The 18,878-nt window shown below is 72.2% G+C and carries 17 protein-coding genes and 1 pseudogene; 7 read left to right on the top strand and 11 right to left on the bottom strand.

Going from position 1 to position 18,878, the window contains the following annotated elements; genetic code table 11:
- Window positions 1-33 precede the first annotated feature (33 nt).
- Window positions 34-1,020, top strand: coding sequence for a hypothetical protein (locus tag AB0D59_RS34805; RefSeq protein WP_362574290.1), 987 nt, complete (start codon window positions 34-36; stop codon window positions 1,018-1,020).
- On the opposite strand, the gene AB0D59_RS34800 is transcribed toward AB0D59_RS34805, so the two are convergent.
- From AB0D59_RS34800 to AB0D59_RS34780, 5 genes are all read right to left on the bottom strand, one after another.
- Window positions 1,009-2,004 (bottom strand): DUF5937 family protein, encoded by a 996-nt coding sequence (locus tag AB0D59_RS34800; RefSeq protein ID WP_362574288.1) that lies wholly within the window; start codon window positions 2,002-2,004, stop codon window positions 1,009-1,011. The two genes, AB0D59_RS34805 and AB0D59_RS34800, sit on opposite strands and share 12 nt — an antisense overlap.
- Window positions 2,005-2,518: 514 nt before the next feature.
- Complete coding sequence (locus AB0D59_RS34795) at window positions 2,519-2,869, bottom strand: hypothetical protein (protein WP_362574344.1); 351 nt, start codon at window positions 2,867-2,869, stop codon at window positions 2,519-2,521.
- 246 nt (window positions 2,870-3,115) lie between these two features.
- The gene (locus AB0D59_RS34790; RefSeq protein WP_362574342.1) at window positions 3,116-3,916 is read right to left on the bottom strand and encodes a sugar phosphate isomerase/epimerase family protein; all 801 of its coding nucleotides are present in this window, start codon (window positions 3,914-3,916) and stop codon (window positions 3,116-3,118) included.
- A gap of 32 nt (window positions 3,917-3,948) precedes the next feature.
- Window positions 3,949-5,100 (bottom strand): dihydrodipicolinate synthase family protein, encoded by a 1,152-nt coding sequence (locus AB0D59_RS34785; RefSeq protein WP_362574286.1) that lies wholly within the window; start codon window positions 5,098-5,100, stop codon window positions 3,949-3,951.
- Complete coding sequence (locus tag AB0D59_RS34780; RefSeq protein WP_362574284.1) at window positions 5,097-6,254, bottom strand: Gfo/Idh/MocA family oxidoreductase; 1,158 nt, start codon at window positions 6,252-6,254, stop codon at window positions 5,097-5,099. Before AB0D59_RS34780 ends, AB0D59_RS34785 begins: the two co-directional genes overlap by 4 nt.
- A 227-nt stretch (window positions 6,255-6,481) precedes the next feature.
- On the opposite strand from AB0D59_RS34780, the gene AB0D59_RS34775 reads away from it, so the two are divergent.
- The gene (locus AB0D59_RS34775) at window positions 6,482-7,528 is read left to right on the top strand and encodes a LacI family DNA-binding transcriptional regulator (RefSeq protein ID WP_362574282.1); all 1,047 of its coding nucleotides are present in this window, start codon (window positions 6,482-6,484) and stop codon (window positions 7,526-7,528) included.
- 283 nt (window positions 7,529-7,811) lie between these two features.
- Here the strand turns inward: AB0D59_RS34775 and AB0D59_RS34770 are convergent, their stop codons facing one another.
- Complete coding sequence (locus tag AB0D59_RS34770) at window positions 7,812-9,056, bottom strand: FAD-dependent monooxygenase (protein ID WP_362574281.1); 1,245 nt, start codon at window positions 9,054-9,056, stop codon at window positions 7,812-7,814.
- Window positions 9,057-9,190: 134 nt separating this feature from the next.
- Window positions 9,191-9,532 (bottom strand): hypothetical protein, encoded by a 342-nt coding sequence (locus AB0D59_RS34765; protein ID WP_362574279.1) that lies wholly within the window; start codon window positions 9,530-9,532, stop codon window positions 9,191-9,193.
- 380 nt (window positions 9,533-9,912) lie between these two features.
- Between AB0D59_RS34765 and AB0D59_RS34760 the strand changes: the two genes are divergently transcribed.
- Both AB0D59_RS34760 and AB0D59_RS34755 read left to right on the top strand, forming a co-directional pair.
- Window positions 9,913-10,848, top strand: a complete 936-nt coding sequence (locus AB0D59_RS34760) for a bifunctional helix-turn-helix transcriptional regulator/GNAT family N-acetyltransferase (protein WP_362574277.1) — start codon at window positions 9,913-9,915, stop codon at window positions 10,846-10,848.
- A 17-nt stretch (window positions 10,849-10,865) separates the two neighbouring features.
- The gene (locus tag AB0D59_RS34755) at window positions 10,866-11,666 is read left to right on the top strand and encodes a sugar phosphate isomerase/epimerase family protein (protein ID WP_362574276.1); all 801 of its coding nucleotides are present in this window, start codon (window positions 10,866-10,868) and stop codon (window positions 11,664-11,666) included.
- Window positions 11,667-11,756: 90 nt separating this feature from the next.
- On the opposite strand, the gene aroA is transcribed toward AB0D59_RS34755, so the two are convergent.
- Window positions 11,757-13,007, bottom strand: a complete 1,251-nt coding sequence (gene aroA / locus AB0D59_RS34750; RefSeq protein ID WP_362574274.1) for a 3-phosphoshikimate 1-carboxyvinyltransferase — start codon at window positions 13,005-13,007, stop codon at window positions 11,757-11,759.
- A 493-nt stretch (window positions 13,008-13,500) separates the two neighbouring features.
- On the opposite strand from aroA, the gene AB0D59_RS34745 reads away from it, so the two are divergent.
- The 3 genes from AB0D59_RS34745 to AB0D59_RS34735 all read left to right on the top strand — a co-directional run bounded on the left by AB0D59_RS34745 (window position 13,501) and on the right by AB0D59_RS34735 (window position 17,050).
- Window positions 13,501-15,324 carry a glycoside hydrolase family 3 protein gene (locus tag AB0D59_RS34745; protein WP_362574272.1) on the top strand — a complete coding sequence of 608 codons (1,824 nt, stop codon included), beginning with the start codon at window positions 13,501-13,503 and terminating at the stop codon, window positions 15,322-15,324.
- A gap of 101 nt (window positions 15,325-15,425) precedes the next feature.
- Window positions 15,426-16,043 carry a hypothetical protein gene (locus AB0D59_RS34740; RefSeq protein WP_362574270.1) on the top strand — a complete coding sequence of 206 codons (618 nt, stop codon included), beginning with the start codon at window positions 15,426-15,428 and terminating at the stop codon, window positions 16,041-16,043.
- Between the two features lie 53 nt (window positions 16,044-16,096).
- Entirely contained in the window at window positions 16,097-17,050 is a 954-nt protein-coding gene (locus tag AB0D59_RS34735; protein ID WP_362574268.1) for a LacI family DNA-binding transcriptional regulator, read from the top strand.
- On the opposite strand, the pseudogene AB0D59_RS34730 reads toward AB0D59_RS34735, so the two are convergent.
- From AB0D59_RS34730 to AB0D59_RS34720, 3 genes and pseudogenes are all read right to left on the bottom strand, one after another.
- Window positions 16,990-17,166, bottom strand: a pseudogene (locus AB0D59_RS34730) (LLM class flavin-dependent oxidoreductase); the annotation flags it as partial. The gene AB0D59_RS34735 and the pseudogene AB0D59_RS34730 overlap by 61 nt on opposite strands.
- Before the next feature lie 27 nt (window positions 17,167-17,193).
- The gene (locus tag AB0D59_RS34725; protein ID WP_362574340.1) at window positions 17,194-17,268 is read right to left on the bottom strand and encodes a putative leader peptide; all 75 of its coding nucleotides are present in this window, start codon (window positions 17,266-17,268) and stop codon (window positions 17,194-17,196) included.
- A 123-nt stretch (window positions 17,269-17,391) separates the two neighbouring features.
- Window positions 17,392-18,804 carry a S28 family serine protease gene (locus AB0D59_RS34720; RefSeq protein ID WP_362574266.1) on the bottom strand — a complete coding sequence of 471 codons (1,413 nt, stop codon included), beginning with the start codon at window positions 18,802-18,804 and terminating at the stop codon, window positions 17,392-17,394.
- Between the last annotated feature and the right edge of the window lie 74 nt (window positions 18,805-18,878).

Below are 18,878 nucleotides of genomic sequence, written 5' to 3'. Positions count from 1 at the left end.
CCTCTGAGGCAACTGGATGACGGGCGATCACCCATGACAGAGCTCCCGCACCGCCGTGCCGGGCACGCACCGACACGCCTGCTGCCCCTGCTGATCCTCGTCGTGACCCTGGTCTGCACGGCCGCGACCGCGTGCACCGGACCGGGCACGGCCGCCTCGGCCGAGGCGGCACCGGCGGCGCGGGAGTCCGGTCACGCCGCCGCCGTCCTCACCAACGACGCCACCGCGCTGCGTCAGCGCTGGCAGCTCTTCGGCGCCTCTCAGATCCTCACCCAGCGCTGCATGCGCGACCGGGGACTGCGCTTCCTGGTCACGAGCGCGGGCCCGCGACCGCCCGCCGGGGCGACCACGGCCGAGTCCATCGGTTCCCGCTCGGCACCCGGCTACGGCGTCTCCACGGCGCTGGGCGGCATGAACAACGGCCCCACGGCCCAGGACCGGTACGTCCGCTCCCTGTCCGCCACCGCACAGACCCGTTACTCCGCCGCACTCGACGGGCCGGCCGACCAGTCGGCGCCGCTGACCCTGCCCAGCGGGGCGAGCGGGACCTACGCCACGGGCGGCTGCACGGCCGAGGCGCGGGCCGAGTTGTACGGCACCGTGCGGGCCGCCCTGGAGGACACCCTCGTACCGCAGGACGTCGATCAGCTCCTCCAGCGGTACCTGGCCACCGCCCCCGCCTACCAGAAGGCCCTGGGGCGCTGGCAGCGCTGCATGGCCGACGCCGGCCGGCCGGCGAAGACGCCCGCCGCGCTGATCGAGTCGCTGCGGGCCGAGGCCGTCAGGGGAGCGAGCGCCTCGAAGCTGGCACGGGAGCAGCGCGCCGCCGCGACGGCCGATCAGCACTGCGACGGCGTGAGCGGCCTGCGCCGCACGGGCGCCGACCAGCGTGAAGTCTTCCTGCGACAGCAGCCCGCACGGACCCGGGCCCGCCTGGAGCAGGTCTGGCGGCACCGGCAGCAGGCCCTGCGGCGGGCCGCGGCCCTGCTCCGCCAGGACGCCCGGGGCTCACTCGGCTGACGCCCCGGCGTTGCTCGTCGGTCTGAGCAGCGCGGCGCCGAGTGGCGTGAGGGTGTGCAGCACCGTGTTGTGGTGGCGGTGGCTGAAGACCAGGCCGGCGTCGCGCAGCACGGTGGTGTGGTGGGAGGCGGTGGGCACCGACACGCCCAGGACCCCGGCCAGTTCGGAGGTGGTCGCCCCCAGTGCGAGGGACCGCAGCGCGGCCGCGCGGGTACGGCCGAGCAGCGCGGCGAGCGAGACCTCGGGCGGGCGTTCGGGGGCGGGCGCACGGAGGCCGTGCACGGGGTAGACCAGCACCGGCTGAAGGGTGTCGTCGGCCATCGAGATCGGTGACTGCCAGCAGAAGTAGGAGGGGATCAGGCGCAGTCCGCGGCCGTCGAGGCGCAGGTCCCGGTCCTCGACGTAGTCGACGTGGAGGACCGGCGGCTGCCAGCGGACGGCGGGTGACAGCCCGGCGAGCAGTCCGTCGAGCCCGGTCGCGAGGGCGTCCCGGCCGCGCAGGGCGCGCTCCGCGGCGATCGTGGCGTGAATGCGGCTCTCGTGGGGCGCGATGACCGCTTCGTGGTAGGCGCGCAGCAGTCCGGTGAGGTCCGCGCGGGCCTCGCGTTCCCGCAGCCGGGGCGCCCAGTCGGGGGCGCCGGTGATCCGGTCCAGGGTCCGTATCTCGAGGGCGACCCGGTCGGGCGGGGTGTCGACGATCGCCGCGAGCCCGCGGTCCAGGCCGTCGGCGGAAGCGTGCGGGGTGAGGAAGTCGGGCAGGTAACGGGCCCGGGGCAGCACCGGGACCAGCAGCCGCCGGACGGCCGCGCCGAGCTGGGTCCCCACCAGGGTGACGCGGGTCTCCCGGTACCAGTCGGCGTACGCCCAGCGGCCCTGCGAGGTCTGTAACCGGTGCAGGCTGCAGGTGATCTCCCAGAGCGGGTCGGGGGCACTCGCCACCCGGACGCGGGCCAGGTCCTGAGGCGTGAAGTGAATACGCAGCACGAGAGCCGCCCCCCGAGTCGAACAGTTGTCCCGCTCAGCAGCAGCCTGGGGCACGCGGCACTCACAGACAACACAGGAACCGGCCGGACGCCCCTGGAGAGGCCGGGCATGCTTCGAGGGGGCCCGATCCGTCGATCGAACCCCCTCGGCTTACCCCCTCCGCATCAGAACCCCCGCGATCCCCCCGGATCCCCCTCCGAAAGTCCTGACAGCAAGAAGACCGGCAGGGTGGGGGAAGGGTTGTACGCCGTTCCAAGATTTTCTTCCCCGGACCGTCGGCGGCGACGGCCCGGGCCGCGGGCGGCGCCCCTGGCTGCCGTGAGCGCGTCAATCAAGGACAATCCAAGGAAGCCGCGAAGACAGGTGGTCCATAGAATCCATAGGATTCGGCGGACGCGCCCCAACGACACCTGCCCCACCCCGGATCGGACGGGGTGGGGCAGGATCTCAGGGTCGTCGGTCAGGGGAAACCGACTCGGGTGTCACCGGCGTGGCCGGTGCGCCGTGGGTGAATTCAGCGGACCGTGACGGACACGTTCTTTGAGACCGTGCCGCCGTCCTTGACGCGCAGGACCTCGACGCCCTTCTTCTCGAACTTGTCGCCCACCTTGTAGGCGCCCTTGTTCACCTTCGTGGTCGCGGGCAGCGAGACCCACTTCCGGCCGTCCTTGACCTGGAGGGTCACCTTGCTGCCCGCCTTGAGGCCGGTGGCCTTGCCGGAGAAGGTGACGACGTCGCCCAGCCTGATGCTGGTGGCGCTCGCCTTGATGGTGAGGGCGGGAGCCGGGGCGGGCGCGGCGACGGCGGCGGTGGCACCGGCGGCGACGAGTGCGGCGGAGGCCGCGGCAACGGTGGCGATACGCATGTTCACAGGGAACTCCTTGGTTTTCAATTGCCTTTTCCAACCGCAATTCCGAGCCCTTTGCTCGCCCTTGCGGCTGACTCAAACCCTATAGACACGACCAGGCAGGACACGGTTCCGAGCGAATGCGAAAAACTCGAACTGACAGGTGAACCACAGCAAATACAGGCGACCGTTCGCACTGAGCAGGGAATATAAAAAAGACCTGTGTGAAGAAGGCTCCACACAGGTCTCCTCGAGCGGTCGCGGCTATCGGATCACCTGCTCCACGAACCGGTTCGCCGTCTCCGCGAGCACCTCGCGGCCGTCCCTGGCCCACAACCCGTCGTTGAACAGCTCGACCTCGATGGCACCGGTGTAGCCGGCCGCCTCCACGTACCCCTTCCACTCCCGCATGTCGATCGCGCCGTCGCCGATCTGGCCGCGGCCGTTGAGCACGCCCTCGGGCAACGGGGTGGTCCAGTCGGCGAGTTGGAAGGTGTGGATACGGCCGCCCGCGCCGGCCCGGGCGATCTGCGCGGGCGCCTGGTCGTCCCACCAGATGTGGTACGTGTCCACGGTGACGCCGACCTGGTGGGCGGGGAAGCGTTCGGCGAGGTCCAGGGCCTGGGTGAGGGTGGAGACCACGCAGCGGTCGGAGGCGTACATCGGGTGCAGCGCCTCGATCGCCAGCCGGACCCCGTGCCGCTCCGCGTACGGGCCCAGCTCCCCCAGCGCGTCCGCGATCCGCTCCCGTGCCCCGTGCAGGTCCCGGGAGCCCGCCGGCAGGCCGCCGGAGACCAGGACCAGGGTGTCCGTGCCGAGGGCCGCCGCCTCCTCGACCGCCCGCCGGTTGTCGGCGAGGGCCGCCGCCCGCGCCTCGGGGTCGATCGCCGTGAGGAAGCCGCCCCGGCACAGGGTGGTGACCGTCAGGCCCGCCTCGCGGACCAGCTTGGCGGCCGCCTCCACGCCGTAGGCCCGCACCGGCTCCCGCCACAGACCGACAGCGGGCACGCCCAGTTCCAGGCAGGCGTCGGCCAGTTCGGGCAGCGACAGTTGCTTCACCGTCATCTGGTTGATCGAGAAGCGGGACAGGTCGCCGGTCACCGGGTCACTCCGTACAGGGCGAGGAGGGTCTTCATCCGGTCCTCGGCCAGCTTCGGGTCGGGGAACAGGCCCAGACCGTCGGCGAGTTCGTAGGCGCGGGCGAAGTGCGGCAGGGAACGGGCCGACTGCAGGCCGCCGACCATGGTGAAGTGTGTCTGGTGGCCGGCGAGCCAGGCCAGGAACACCACGCCCGTCTTGTAGAAGCGGGTGGGGGTCTGGAAGAGGTGGCGGGAGAGTTCCACGGTCGGGTCGAGCAGCGCGCGGAAGCCCGCCGTGTCGCCCGTGTCCAGGATCCGTACCGCCTGCGCCGCCAGCGGTCCCAGCGGGTCGAAGACACCGAGCAGGGCGTGGCTGAAACCCTGCTCGTCGCCGGCGATCAGCTCCGGGTAGTTGAAGTCGTCGCCGGTGTAGCAGCGGACGCCCTGCGGCAGCCGCCGCCTGAGGTCGACCTCCCGCTGCGCGTCCAGCAGGGAGACCTTGATGCCGTCGACCTTGTCGGGGTGGGCGGCGATGACCTCCAGAAACACCTCGGTCGCCGCGTCCAGGTCGGCCGACCCCCAGTAGCCCGCCAGGGCCGGGTCGAACATCGGGCCGAGCCAGTGCAGGACCACCGGCTCGGCGGCCTGGCGCAGGAGGTGGCCGTAGACCTCCAGGTAGTCCTCGGGGCCGGCGGCGGTCGCGGCCAGCGCCCGGGAGGCCATCAGGATCGCCTGGGCGCCCGACTCCTCGACGAGCGCCAGCTGCTCCTCGTACGCGGCCCGGATCTCGGCGAGCGTGCCGCCGGTGATCTGGTCGGTACCGACCCCGCAGGCGATCCGGCCGCCGACCGCCTTCGCCTCGGCGGCGCTGCGGCGGATCAGCTCGGCCGCGCCCGCCCAGTCCAGGCCCATGCCGCGCTGGGCGGTGTCCATCGCCTCGGCGACGCCCAGGCCGTGCGACCACAGGTGGCGGCGGAAGGCGAGGGTGGCGTCCCAGTCGACGGCGGCGGGCGAGTCCGGGGAGACGTCGGCGAACGGGTCGGCGACGACGTGGGCCGCCGAGAAGACCGTACGGGAGGTGAAGGGGGTGCCGGGGGTGACGGCGAGCGGCTCGGTGCGCGGCTCGTAGGTCCGCAGCGCCCCGTCGGAGCCCGGGAGCTGGATGGTCACAGGGAGATCTCCGGTACGTCGATACGGCGGCCCTCCGCCGAGGACTTGAGGCCCAGCTCGGCGAGCTGCACGCCGCGGGCGCCGGCCAGCAGGTCCCAGTGGTAGGGGGCGTCGGCGTAGACGTGCTTGAGGAAGAGCTCCCACTGGGCCTTGAAGCCGTTGTCGAACTCGCCGTTGTCCGGGACCTCCTGCCACTGGTCGCGGAAGACCTCGGTGGCCGGGATGTCCGGGTTCCATACCGGCTTGGGGGTCGCGCTGCGGTGCTGGGCGCGGCAGTTGCGCAGCCCGGCGACCGCCGAGCCCTCGGTGCCGTCGACCTGGAACTCGACCAGTTCGTCGCGGTTGACGCGGACCGCCCAGGAGGAGTTGATCTGGGCGATGGCGCCGCCGTCGAGTTCGAAGATGCCGTAGGCGGCGTCGTCGGCGGTGGCGTCGTAGGGCTTGCCGTTCTCGTCCCAGCGCTGCGGGATGTGGGTGGCGGTGAGGGCCTGCACGGACTTCACCCGGCCGAACAGCTCGTGCAGCACGTACTCCCAGTGCGGGAACATGTCGACGACGATGCCGCCGCCGTCCTCCGCGCGGTAGTTCCAGGACGGGCGCTGCGCGGACTGCCAGTCGCCCTCGAAGACCCAGTAGCCGAACTCGCCGCGGACCGACAGGATCCGGCCGAAGAAGCCGCCGTCGATGAGCCGCTTCAGCTTCAGCAGGCCGGGCAGGAAGATCTTGTCCTGGACGACGCCGTGCTTGATGCCCTTCGCGTCCGCCAGCCGGGCCAGCTCCAGGGCGCCCTCCAGGCCGGTCGCCGTCGGCTTCTCGGTGTAGATGTGCTTTCCGGCGGCGATGGCCTGCCGGAGGGCCTCCTCGCGGGCGGAGGTGACCTGGGAGTCGAAGTAGAGGTCCACGGTCGGGTCGGCGAGCACGGACTCCAGGTCGGTGGAGATGTGCTCTTCGGACAGGCCGTGCCGGTCGGCGATGTCGCGGAGCGCGTACTCCCGGCGCCCGACGAGGATCGGTTCCGGCCACAGCACGGTGCCGTCGCCGAGGTCGAGACCGCCCTGCTCGCGCAGCGCGAGGATCGAGCGGACGAGGTGCTGGCGGTAGCCCATGCGCCCGGTCACGCCGTTCATGGCGATACGCACCGTCTTGCGTGTCACGTGATTCCCTTCGTCCACATGCGTCTCAAGAACGCAGCAAGCGCTTTCTATACGGTCTGAAGCTAGCCTTTGACCACTGGTCTGTACAAGACCGTGATGGGGTCGAGTTGTTCGAGGGGGCGAACAACTGGAGTGAATGGCCTTATGGTCTGCACGGCAAGGGGGCTTCCTTTGATCAGGCTGTGTACGACGGCGTACCAAGAGACGCGCGACCGGAGGACGACGAGATGACGGTGACCCTGGCGGACGTGGCGGCCCGCGCCCAGGTCTCGCCCGCGACGGTGTCGCGCGTACTGAACGGCAACTACCCCGTGGCGGCGTCCACGCGGGAGCGGGTGCTGCGGGCGGTGGACGAGCTGGACTACGTCCTCAACGGGCCGGCGAGCGCGCTCGCGGCGGCCACCTCCGACCTGGTCGGCATCCTCGTCAACGACATCGCCGACCCGTTCTTCGGGATCATGGCGAGCGCGATCCAGGCGGAGATCGGCGGCCCGGGCGGGCGCGCCGGCGGCGAGCGGCTGGCGGTGGTCTGCAACACCGGTGGGTCACCGGAGCGGGAACTGACCTATCTGACCCTGCTGCAACGGCAGCGGGCGGCGGCGGTGATCCTGACCGGCGGCGCGATGGAGAACGCGCCGCACGCGGCGGCGGTGGCGTCGAAACTGCGCAAGCTGGCCGACGCGGGGACCCGGGTGGTGCTGTGCGGGCGGCCGCCGGCGCCGGAGACCGACGCGGTGGCCCTGACCTTCGACAACCGCGGCGGCGGCCGGCAGCTGACCGAGCACCTCATCGGGCTCGGCCACCGGCGGTTGGGCTACATCGCGGGCCCGGAGGAGCGGACGACCACCCGGCACCGTCTGGAGGGCCACCGGGCCGCGCTGGCCGACGCGGGCATCGAGGAGGACCCGCGCTGGACCGTGCACGGGCGCTACGACCGGCGGGCGGGGTACGAGGCGACGCTCGAACTGCTGCGCCGCGACCCGTCGCTGACGGCGGTGGTGGCCGCGAACGACTCGGTGGCGCTGGGCGCGTGCGCGGCGCTGCGGGAGTCGGGGCTGCGGATCCCGGCGGACGTGTCGGTGGCCGGCTTCGACGACCTGCCGTTCAGCATCGACGCGGTGCCGTCGCTGACGACGGTACGGCTGCCGCTGGCCGAGGCGGGCGCCCGCGCCGGCCGCATCGCCATGGGCCGTGAGGAACCCCCGCCGGGGGGCATCGCGACGGTCCGGGGGGAGCTGATGGTGCGGGGGTCTTCGGGGGTGCCGCGGGGCTGAGCCGGGCATGGTCCCGAGACAGCCGGGCCGTCGGCCTGAGGCGGCGGGTGAAGACGACCCTGAGGGCGGGTGGCCGTGGGCCCGGGCGGGTGGATTGCGAGCCTGGACAGGCGGATTGCGCGCCTGAGCAGGTGGGCCGCGAGCCTGACGGGGTGGTGGCCCTGCGGCGGGTGGCCATGGGCCCGAGCAGGCGGATCGCGAGGCGCTCACCCAGCAGGAACGATTCCTCAGGGGGCTCGCGCGGGGGCCGGCGTGTGGTCGGCGGCCGGCCCCCGCGCCGGTCTCAGCGGTCGCCCCGCAGGGACCGCCCCAGCAGTGGCAGCGGCGCCTCGCCCCTCTTGCGGTCCTGGTACCAGCGCCTGCCCGTGTCGTAGGCCCGTCGGGCCTGGCGTACCGGTTTCAGCTGCATGGCGAGGTGGGTCTGGTAGTGCCAGGGGGACTGCCGGCCCTGCCGGACCGCCATCGCGTAGGCGAAGTCGACCGGGTCGCGGTCCAGGTAGTCGTCGAGCTGCTCGAACCAGGCCATGCTGGTGCGCGCCGCCGCCTGCACGGCGTGCAACTCCGCGCGGCGGTGCGTGTCGTACTCGCGCAGCGCCACCCGCGGATCGGGGAACTCCTTCAGGGCGTAGGCCAGCACGATCGCGTCGATCATGGCGAGCCGGGTGCCGGAGCCCAGCGTGAAGTGGGTGGTGTGCGCGGAGTCGCCGGCCAGCACGACGGGCCGGCCGTCGCTGCCGTCGACCCAGGTCTCGTTGGTGATGTGCGTGAACCGCTGCCACTTCGCCGGCGCACCGCGGGACCTGCTGATCAGGGAGTGGCCGTCCAGGGCGCGGTGGAAGATCTTCTCCAGCAGGGGAACGGCGTCGTCCTCGTCGAGCGTGTCGAGGCCGAGGCCCTGCCAGGTCTCGGGGGAGCACTCCACGATGCAGGTGCTGATCCCCTTGAACGACGGATAGGCGTGGAACCAGATCCAGCCCGCCTCGGTCTCCTCGAAGGCGAACACGAAACTGTCGAACTGCCGGTCGGTACCGAGCCAGATGAAGGGATTTCGGCCGGTCTCCATGCGCGGGCCGAAGTGCTCGGCACGGCTCTGCCGGATCCGGCTGCCCGCCCCGTCGACGGCCAGGATCAGGTCGGCGTCGGGCAGGTCGGCGGGGTCGGCGAGGCGCTCGTGCCGTACCTCCACGCCGAGGGAGCGTGCGCGCCGGGCCAGGACGTCGAGGAGGGCCGCGCGGCCCATGCTGTAGCCGTAGCCGCCGAAGTGCGCGGTGTCGTCGTACCGGTTGCCGTGCACGCGGATGTCCTGCTGCTGCCAGAGCACGGAGCCCGCGCTCACCGCCCGTGCGCTCTCGGGGTCGTTGCGGTGCAGGATGTCCAGCAGGTCGCTCCAGTAGACGACACCCCAGCCGTAGGTGGCCTCGGGCGGGTCCGCCTCCAGAACGATGATCTCGTGCCCGGCGTCCCGCAGCTTCGCCGAGATCGAGAAGTACAGCCCGGCCGGGCCTCCGCCCACACAGACGATCCTCATCCCGTCACCGCCTCCACGGCCGCCGGGCCCGGGGGCCCGGCGGGGGGTTTTGCCGCATGGGTCCGGGTGTCCGAAGACCGGACACCCGGACCCATTCCTTTGTTGTCAGGGAGCGTCAATCACTGCGACTCGAATCAGTCCCAGCCACCGCCACCCCAGCCACCGCCGCCCCAGCCGTCGCCGTCGCCCCAGCCGCCCCAGCCGCCGTGGCCACCGCCCCAGCCGCCGCCGCCCCAGCCGCCGCCGCCGTGGCCGCCGCCGCCCCAGCCTCCGCCGCCGTGGCCTCCGCCACCGCCGCCGTGGCCGCCACCGCCGCCGTGGCCTCCGCCACCGCCGCCGTGGCCTCCGCCACCGCCGTTGTCCTGGTAGGCGACAACGTGGTCAGGTGCCGCGTGGGTGGCCGCGCTGGCGACTCCGGCTCCGGCGGCGAGCGCCAGGATGGGTGCCGAGATCGCAGCGATGGCGACCCTCTTCATACGTGTGGTGTGCGCGCGCATGATTACCCCTCTCCGAGGGTGTGGTGTGTTACGGCGGCCGCTTCATAGCCGCCCTGCGTGCACTCCAGAGCCTGCGCGCAGCTCTGAGCGCGTCCGCCGCCCTTGATGCCGGTTCTCCGCACCGCACGGGCTCTCCGGCGGACCACGTCACGTCCCAGGTTGAAACGGACATTAGTGACGTTCGTGTATAAACCTACGGCGCGGGCGCGACGAAGTCAAAAGCAGGACCGAACCCAGCCCAAAGGACAAGTAAAGCCTGCGGCACCGCCGTTCGGACCGACACCTTCCGGCCGGGCGGGGCGACGGGATAGCCTCGGAGGCGCGGTATCTCTGACTCAGTCAACCATCGGAGGCCAGCCATGACCGTCCAGGACATCCGTGCCTTCAACCGCTTCTACACCAACGTCATCGGCGCCCTCGACTACGGCCGCCACCTGTACGCCCCCTATACCCTCACCGAGGCCCGGGTGTTGTACGAGCTCGCGCACTCCGCCGACACCGACGCGGCCGACCTGCGGGCCGATCTCGCGCTGGACGCCGGGTACTTGAGCCGGATCCTCAACAAGTTCGAGGAGGCCGGGCTGATCGAGCGCGCACCTTCGCAGAAAGACCCGCGGCGCCGACGCGTGTCGCTCACCGCGGACGGCCGGTCCGCCGCCGGGCTGCTCGACGAGCGGGCCCGGGAAACGGTCGGCTCGCTGCTGGGCGCCGTCGACCCCGGCGAGCGGCCACGGCTCGCCGAGGCGATGCGCACCATCCGTACGATCCTCGGCGACGCGCACACCCCCGACGGCGCCGGCGAGGTCGTACTGCGCGAGCCGCACCCGGGCGACCTGGGCTGGATCGTGCAGCGCAACGCGGCCCTGTATGCCGCCGAGTACGGCTGGAACACCGACTACGAAGGCCTGGTGGCCCGGATCGTCTCCGACTACGCCGCGGACCACGACCCGCATCTGGAGCGGGTCTGGATCGCCGAGCGGGCGGGGCGGTCCATGGGGTGCGTGATGTGCGTACGGGACGACGCCCCGGGCACCGCACGGCTGCGGCTGCTGCTCGTCGAGCCGGAGGCCCGGGGGCTCGGCATCGGGGACCGGCTGGTCACCGCCGTGATCGACTTCGCGCGCGGAGTCGGCTACCGGGACCTGGTGCTGTGGACCAACGACGTCCTGTCCGCCGCCCGCCGCATCTACCAGCGGCACGGCTTCGTCCTCGCCGCCGAGAAACCGCACCGCTCCTTCGGCAAGGATCTGGTCGGGCAGGACTGGCGGCTGGACCTGCACGGAATCGGTGAGTGAGAAGTAGGTTGGTGGACATGAGGTATGCCTTCTCCACCCTCGGGGTTCCCGGTCTGCCGGTGTCGGACGTGCTGGCACTCGCCACCGCCCACGGCTACCACGGCGTCGAACTGCGCGCCCACCCGGAAGAGCCCGTGCATCCCGGCCTCGGCCCGGCCGCGCGGGCGGATGTGGCCGCCGAGTTCAAGGCGGCCGGGGTGGAGGTCCTGGGCGTCGCCGGGTACGCGCGTGTCGCGGACCCCGGCGAGGACGCCCCGGTCCTCGACGAGATGCGCCAACTCCTGCAACTGGCGCACGACTTGGGCGCCTCCTTCGTCCGTGTCTTCCCCGGCGCCGACCCGGCGCTGCCCGCCGCCGAGTCCGACGCGATCGCCGCCCGGCGGCTCGGCACGGTCGCCGAGGACGCCTCCGCGCTCGGTGTCCGGGTCCTGCTGGAGACGCACGACTCGCACCGCACCGGCGCCGCCGCGATCCGCGTCCTCGGCCCGGTCGGCCACCGCATGGTCGGATCCCTCTGGGACGTCATGCACACCTGGCTGGGCGGCGAGCAGCCCGCCGAGACCTACGCGGCCCTCGCCCCGTACCTCGGCTACGTCCAGGTCAAGGACATCGCCTCGGCCGAGGACACCACCCCGCTGCCGCTCGGCGCCGGGGTCCTGCCCCTGTCCGAGTGCATCGAGGTGCTCTCCCGGCACGGCTGGGACGGCTGGCTGTGCTGGGAGTACGAGAAGCGCTGGTACGAGGCGGCGGCCCCGCTGCCCGGCCTGCTGACGGCGGGCCGGGACCACCTGGCACGCCTGCTCAACGAGTCGGCGTGAGCGCGACGACCGGCCCCCGCGCGAGGTAGACCCCGCGTCGAGACCCCTCGCCCGCGCCCAGGTCACGGCGCCCGGGTCACGGCGCCGAGGTCACGCGCCGTCGTACGGGATTCCCCACCCGGCGGCCAGCTCCCCGAAGGCCTCGTGGAAGCCCGGGAACGTCTTCTTCACACACCCCGGGTCGTCGAAGGAGATCCCCGGTGTGCGCAGGCCGGTCACCGCGAAGGACATGACGACGCGGTGGTCGCCGAAGGTCTTGATCCCGGCCGGGGCGGGGGTGCCGGGCCTGATCTCGATCCAGTCCTCGCCGGTGCCGACCCCGATCCCCAGCCGGCGCAGGTTCTCCGCGCAGGCGTCCAGCCGGTCGCACTCCTTCACCCGGGTGTTGGCCACGTCCTCGATCCGGACCGGGCCGTCCGCGAACGGGGCGATCGCCGCGAGGGTCGGCATGGTGTCGGAGATGTCCCGCATGTTCACGGTGAGACCGCGGAGCCGGCCCGTCCCGCGGACGGTCGTCCGGTCGGCGCCGATCTCCACGTCCGCGCCCATCCGGCGCAGTACGTCGACGAAACCCAGGTCGCCCTGGAGCGCCCCCCGCCCGAGCCCCGGGACCGTCACCTCGCGGCCCGTGACGGCCGCCGCGGCGAAGAAGTAACTGGCGGTGGAGGCGTCGGGCTCGACGGCGTAGGTGGTGGCCCGGTAGCCGCCGGGCGGCACCACGAAGGTGTCCCCCTCCCGCGCCACCGCCACCCCGAAGGACCGCATCATCGCGAGCGTGATCTCCACGTACGGCGCGGAGACCAGGTCCGTGACCCGGATCCGCAGCCCCGTGCGGGTGAGCGGGCCGAGCAGGAGCAGGGCGGTCAGGTACTGCGAGGACTGCCCGGCGTCGAGGGTGACCTCACCGCCCTCCACCCCGGCCGCCTCGATGCGCAGCGGGTGGTGGCCCTCCGCCTCCTCGTGCCGCAGGTCGACACCGAGGTCGCGCAGGGCGCGGGTGAGCGGGGCGAGGGGGCGGCGGCGCATCTGCGGGGAGGCGTCGAAGCGGTAGCTGCCGCGGCCGGCCGCGGCGAGGGTGGGCAGGAAGCGGGCGGTGGTGGCGCCGTCCCGGCAGTGGACCTCGGCCTCGGGCAGCGCGGGGCCCTGCGGGCGGCCGTCCACCTGCCAGGTGTCCGGGGTACGGCCGACGCGGTAGCCGAGCCGGATGAGGCCCTCGGCGAAGCCCTCGGTGTCGTCGGAGCGCAGGGGGCGGACGAGGGTGGTGACTCCGTCGGCGGCGGCCGCGAGGAAGAGGGCGCGGGCGGTGACGGACTTGGAACCGGGGATCGCGACGAGGGGCATGCGGTCATGATCGCCTGCCGGGGGTTTCGGGTGGGGGTGCTTCCGAGGGATGGAACAGGGGGTGGCGACCTGCGGGCCGGTGGGAGTCGATCGCGCCCACGCGGCGGCGGAGCCGCACATCGACACGGCCCCGTGCCCCTGACGGGGCGCTCCTGCCGGCTCGTCACATTCGTCCCGTCAGTCCTCCCCCTCCCGACTTCCGGAAATTCCCGCCCGCCCGGGAACCCGCCCCCTCCCACGTCCGTCCAATGCGCAGGCTGTCGGAAGAGTCTCCGTGGTGCGGTGTCGGCCCTCGCTGCTGGCTGCGATCGTCGACCCACCCTCTCCGCCGCACCACGGCCGCCGGCCCGCCGCCATCGACGTGCCCCCTCCAATGCGCCGATGGCGGCCCCTTTCTGGTTACTGTGCATTCCCTTGACGGAAAGAAACTTCCCGAATATTGGTGTGCCTACGGAAGTTTCCTTCAGCCGGTTCTCCACCGGAAGGAGCGCACGTGCCCTCCAGACGCACCGTCCTCGCCGCGACCGCGGGCGTCACCGCGGGACTGACCGTCGGCAACAGCGCGTACGCCTTCGGCTCCGACGGCAAGCACGCCGACGGCGGGAACACCGCCGACAAGAAGCTCCGCTTGCTCGTCTCCCGTATGACCCTTGAGGAGAAGGTCGGCCAGCTGTTCGTGATGCGGGTCTACGGCCACTCCGCCACCGCCCCCGACCAGGCCGACATCGACGCCAACCTCAAGGAGATCGGCGTCCGTACGGCCGCCGAGCTGATCGCCAGGTACCGCGTCGGCGGGATCATCTACTTCACCTGGGCGCACAACACCCGGGACCCGCGGCAGATCGCCGAACTGTCGAACGGGATCCAGAAGGCCTCCCTGGGCCAGCCGCGCGGCCTCCCCGTGCTCATCGCCACCGACCAGGAGCACGGCGCCGTCTGCCGGATCGGCGAGCCCGCCGCCCTCTTCCCGGGCGCGATGGCCATGGGGGCGGGCGGCTCCCGCGCCGACGCCCGTACCCTCGGCCGGATCTCCGGCGCCGAGCTGCGGGCGATGGGAATCCGGCAGGACTACTCCCCCGACGCCGACGTCAACGTGAACCCGGCCAACCCCATCATCGGCGTACGGTCCTTCGGCGCCGACCCGGACGCGGTCGGCGCGCTGGTCGCCGCCGAGGCACAGGGGTACCAGGACGCCGGGGTCGCGGCCACCGCCAAGCACTTCCCGGGGCACGGCGACACCGCCGTCGACAGCCACACCGGCTTCCCGGTCATCACGCACAGCCGGGAGCTGTGGGAGAAGCTGGACGCGGTCCCGTTCCGGGCGGCGGTCGAGGCGGGCATCGACTCGATCATGACCGCGCACATCCAGTTCCCGGCGCTGGACGACTCCGGCGACCCGGCGACCCTCTCCCACCCGGTCCTCACCGGCATCCTGCGCGGCGAACTCGGCTACGACGGGGTCGTGGTGACCGACTCGCTGGGCATGGAGGGGGTGCGCACCAAGTACGGCGACGACCGCGTGCCCGTGCTCGCCCTGAAGGCCGGGGTCGACCAGCTCCTCAACCCGCCCACCCTGGACGTGGCCTGGAACGCCGTCCTGAAGGCCGTACAGGACGGGGAGCTGACCGAGGCGCGGCTGGACGAGTCGATCCTGCGCATCCTGCGGCTGAAGTCCCGGCTGGGGCTGCTCGACCGGCCGTACGTCAACGCCAAGGACGTCGGCCGGGTGGTCGGCACGGCCCGGCACCTCGCCGTCGCCGACCGGATCGCCGAGCGCACCACCACCCTGCTGGTCAACGAGGGCGGCCTGCTCCCGCTGTCCCGCCGCACGCACGGCAGGGTGCTGGTGGTGGGCGCCGACCCGGCCTCCCCGTCCGGTACGACGGGCCCGCCCACCGGCGTACTCGCCACCGCCCTCGCCGAACTCGGCCACACCACGGCCGTGTTGGCCACCGGTACGGCACCCTCCGCGGCGACGATCGACGAGGCGGTCGTGGCGGCGCAGGGGGTGGACGCGGTGGTCGTCGGGACGTACAACGTGACGGCGGGCAGCGGACAGCAGCGGCTGGTGGAGCAGTTGGTCGCGACCGGCCGGCCGGTGGTGGCGGTGGCCGTGCGCAACCCGTACGACATCGCCCAACTGCCCACCGTGCGGGCCTGCCTGGCGTCCTACTCCTGGACGGACGTCGAACTGCGGGCCGCGGCCCGGGTGATCGCCGGGCAGGTCGCGCCGCGCGGCAGACTGCCGGTGCCGGTGCAGCGGGCGGACGATCCGGCGCAGGTGCTGTACCCGATCGGCCATGGGCTGACGTACTAGACGTACGTAACAGATCGGGCGTAACACCCCCAACGGGCGGAAAGCATCCCGCACAGCTGGCATGGGCCGTGCTCGCGGGCCACGCTGGCAGGGGGGTGGGTATGTGGAGCAGACGTTTCGCGGGGGTGCTGGTGACGCTCGCCGTCGCCCTGTCGTCGGCCGGGTGCCTGCCGTCCTCGTCCGGGGAGCCGGCGGGCAGCGCGCGGTCGACGGCGAGTCCGACGATGTCCGGGTACGGCGCGCGGTTCCTCGCGGTCGCCGAGTGCAGCTCGTTCGGGACCGCCAGTTTCACCGAGGTGCCCTGCACCAGCGAACGGGCGGCGGCCCGCGTCGTCGCCCGGTACGACGGCACGATCGCCGCCGGACCCGCGTGCCCGGCCACCACCGACTTCGTGCTGCACATCAGCGCCCAGCGCACGAACGGCGACGTGGACGGTGACGGAACGATCCCGCAGGGCTACGCCTGCATGCGCAACCTGGAGCCGCCGCACCCCGGCGACCCCGGTGGGGGCGGCGGACCGCGCACGATCGTCGGTGACTGCGTCTACGGCTCGGGCCACGGCCAGGTCCGGGAGACCGCCTGCGACGGCTCGGGGAAGCGGAAACCGCAGTACACGGTGGTGCGGGCGGTGACCTCGCGGGACCGGTGCCCGGCATCGACGGACCTGTACGTCCAGCTCGGCGGCGAACGGCCGGTGGGCTGCGCCCGCCGCGTGTGAACGCTCCATGTCGGCCTCGGCCGCGGCCGGGTTTCTCCCCCTGAAGTGGGCCGATGCGTGCGGAGATCGGGCTCGAGGAGGTGGCCGAGCGGGCCGGGGTGTCCATGCGGACCGTGTCCAACGTGGTCCGGGACACCGGGCGTTTCTCGGAGGCCACCCGCGCCCGGGTACTGCGCGCGGTGGAGGAGCTGGGCTACCGCCCCAACACGGCCGCGCGCCGGCTGCGCACCGGCCGCAGCGGGGTCCTCCTGCTCGCCGTGCCCGAACTCTCCATGCCGTACTTCGCCGAACTCGCCGGACATCTGCTGCGGGAGGCGGCCGGCCACGGCTGCACGCTCCTCGTGGAGGCGACCGGAGGCCGGGCGGAGGCCGAGCTGGAGATCGCCCTGGGCCGTACGGATCCCCTGGTCGACGGGGTGATCCTCAGCCCCCTCGCACTGGACGGCGAGGCCGCGCGGGCGGCGGGGACCGAGCTGCCGTTGGTGCTGCTCGGGGAGCGGGTGCATGAGATGCCGTGCCCGCACATCACCATCGACAACACCTGCGCGGCCCGGGAGGCGACAGCGCGGTTGCTGTCGCTGGGACGCCGGCGGGTCGCGGTGATCGGACGCCAGACCGTGCCGTATGCGGCGACTTCCGCGACGCGGCTCGCGGGGTACCGGGAGGCTCTGGAGGCGGCGGGCCTGCGGTACGACGAAACGCTCGCGCCCGCCGTGGCCGCGTACGGGAGGGCCGACGGGGCCGCCGCGATGCGGACGCTGCTCGATCTGGCCGAGCCGCCGGACGCGGTGTTCTGTTTCGCCGACGCGATGGCGGAGGGAGCGTTGGCCGTCCTGCGGGAGCGGGGGCTGAGCGTGCCGGGGGACGTCGCTGTCGTGGGGTTCGACGATGTGGAGGCGGCGCGGTACGCGGCTCCGCCGCTGACGACCGTGGCGCCGGACAAACGGGAGGCGTCGGAGCCGGTGACGACGTTGAGGCGCAGCCGGCCGCCGGACAGCCGTTGGTAGGTGGCGGTCATCTGGGCGGCGAGCGGGGGTGCGATCACGCCCGGGCGGAAGGCGACCAGGAACTTCAGCCGGCTGGTCTGGGGAATGATCGCGGCGGTGGTGAGCCAGGAGTCCTCGGGGAGGGGGGAAGACGGCGCGCGGGGTCAGTTACACAGCGACGCGGCGACCCTGAGCAGGTCGACGTGGGCGCGCTTCACGAGCTCGACACCGGATTCCATGGGGCGGGACTACACATCGCCAGTTACGGGCGAGATCCGAGTCTCGACGGGTGGACATAGGGATCCGGTGCGTCACCCCGTACACGGGTGACGCATCGGAGTCGTCGATTCAGCGCCGGGTCGTCACGGTCGCAGCGCGGGTTCGCGCTCCACGTCACGGACGTCCAGTTTCGCGTCGTACCTCGCGAGCGGCTTCGCCGCCGTCACGGTGGCGGCAGGCAGACCCGCCCAGTCCAGGATGCGGGCGGTGGCGAGGGACTTCTCGTCGGAAGCCAGGCCGGCGACGTTGGCGCCGTGGTTGAGGCCGGGCGCGGTGAGGACGTACGAGTCCTTCGAGCCCGTGCCGACGCGGAAGCGCTCCGCTCCCCACGGGTCGTTCTGGCCGTACACGAAGAGCATGTGATGGGCGTGGTGCTTCACCCAGGCGTCGACGTCCCGCATGGCGTGCGGCTGGAACCGCATCGGGATCGTGCGGGGCACGAAGTTCCGGGGTGGCTGATAGCCGTAGCGGATGTACTTCTTCTCGATGTACGGGAACTCGATGGTGGGCGCGCCGAGTTGGGTGCCCGCCTGGTAGTAGTAGGGGGTGTACGGCTCCAGGCCCTGGTCCGTGTAGGCGGAGAAGCCGGAGATCGTGTCGACCGAGTCCCAGATCTCGTCGTCGGTCGCGGTCGCCGCGTCCGCCGGGATCGTGCCGCAGTCGGACAGCAGGCTGTACTGCCAGAAGCCCCAGACATAGTCGAGGACGACGGCCTCGTAGGCGCGGTCCAGGCCGCCGATGGTGTCGAAGGTGAACCCGTTCTCGACGGCGAACGCCGCGTACTTCTTCTCCAGCGGCTCCCGGCGCACCAGCGCCTCGCGCTGCACCGCGTCCAGCCGGTCGCGGCAGTCCTCGGTCCCGACGTTCTCGAAGAAGCGGTCGTAGGCCGAGTCCTCGTTGTTCACCACGTCGTTGGGGGCGACGTACGCGACCACACCGTCCATGTCCCGCGGGTGGAAGCGCTCGTAGTACGTGGCGGTCATGCCGCCCTTCGAACCGCCCGTGGAGATCCAGTTCCTGGTGTAGATCTTCTTCAGCGCCTTGAAGATGCGGTGCTGGTCACTGGCCGCCTGCCAGATGTCCAGCTTGGTCCAGTCGGCCGGGGCGGGACGGGACGGGGTGAAGAAGCGGTACTCCATGGAGACCTGGTTGCCGTCCACGATCTGGGTCGGCTCGCGGCGGCTCGGGGTCGTGGAGACGTTGTAGCCGCCGGTGTAGAAGACCGTCGGTCGGCTGACGTCCTTGTGCAGCACGGTGATCCGCTGCTGGAAGGTGCCGCGGTCCGGATGGCGGTGGTCGACCGGCTGGGTGTAGTTCAGGACGAAGTAGCGGTACCCGGGGTACGGCTTCTCCTGGATCAGGCTCATACCCGGTATCGCCAGCAGCCGGTCCTTGATGTCGGCGGCCTCCGGCCCGGCGGCGGTGGCCGACCCGGCCATGCTCAACGTGCCTATCAGCACCGTGAGCGCGAGCAGCCATCTGAGCGCCTTGCGCATGCGCACTCCCCTGGGAATCTGTGTGACAGATGTGCGCCGGAAGCTATCGGAGCAACTGCCGTCACACCAGGGGG

Origin of the sequence: Streptomyces sp. NPDC048417, assembly GCF_040651615.1 — a bacterium.
Taxonomy (GTDB): Bacteria; Actinomycetota; Actinomycetes; order Streptomycetales; family Streptomycetaceae; genus Streptomyces.
This window is presented reverse-complemented; position numbering and strand designations above follow the sequence as displayed.

Bases quoted from the DNA above. Each gene is read 5' to 3' on its own strand.
- AB0D59_RS34790 (WP_362574342.1), bottom strand. From the start codon at position 3,916: ATGACGGTGAAGCAACTGTCGCTGCCCGAACTGGCCGACGCCTGCCTG.
- AB0D59_RS34735 (WP_362574268.1), top strand. From the start codon at position 16,097: ATGCGTGCGGAGATCGGGCTCGAGGAGGTGGCCGAGCGGGCCGGGGTG.
- AB0D59_RS34770 (WP_362574281.1), bottom strand. From the start codon at position 9,056: ATGAGGATCGTCTGTGTGGGCGGAGGCCCGGCCGGGCTGTACTTCTCG.
- AB0D59_RS34765 (WP_362574279.1), bottom strand. From the start codon at position 9,532: ATGAAGAGGGTCGCCATCGCTGCGATCTCGGCACCCATCCTGGCGCTC.
- AB0D59_RS34775 (WP_362574282.1), top strand. From the start codon at position 6,482: ATGACGGTGACCCTGGCGGACGTGGCGGCCCGCGCCCAGGTCTCGCCC.
- AB0D59_RS34740 (WP_362574270.1), top strand. From the start codon at position 15,426: ATGTGGAGCAGACGTTTCGCGGGGGTGCTGGTGACGCTCGCCGTCGCC.
- AB0D59_RS34795 (WP_362574344.1), bottom strand. From the start codon at position 2,869: ATGCGTATCGCCACCGTTGCCGCGGCCTCCGCCGCACTCGTCGCCGCC.
- AB0D59_RS34805 (WP_362574290.1), top strand. From the start codon at position 34: ATGACAGAGCTCCCGCACCGCCGTGCCGGGCACGCACCGACACGCCTG.
- AB0D59_RS34720 (WP_362574266.1), bottom strand. From the start codon at position 18,804: ATGCGCAAGGCGCTCAGATGGCTGCTCGCGCTCACGGTGCTGATAGGC.
- aroA (WP_362574274.1), bottom strand. From the start codon at position 13,007: ATGCCCCTCGTCGCGATCCCCGGTTCCAAGTCCGTCACCGCCCGCGCC.
- AB0D59_RS34755 (WP_362574276.1), top strand. From the start codon at position 10,866: ATGAGGTATGCCTTCTCCACCCTCGGGGTTCCCGGTCTGCCGGTGTCG.
- AB0D59_RS34760 (WP_362574277.1), top strand. From the start codon at position 9,913: ATGACCGTCCAGGACATCCGTGCCTTCAACCGCTTCTACACCAACGTC.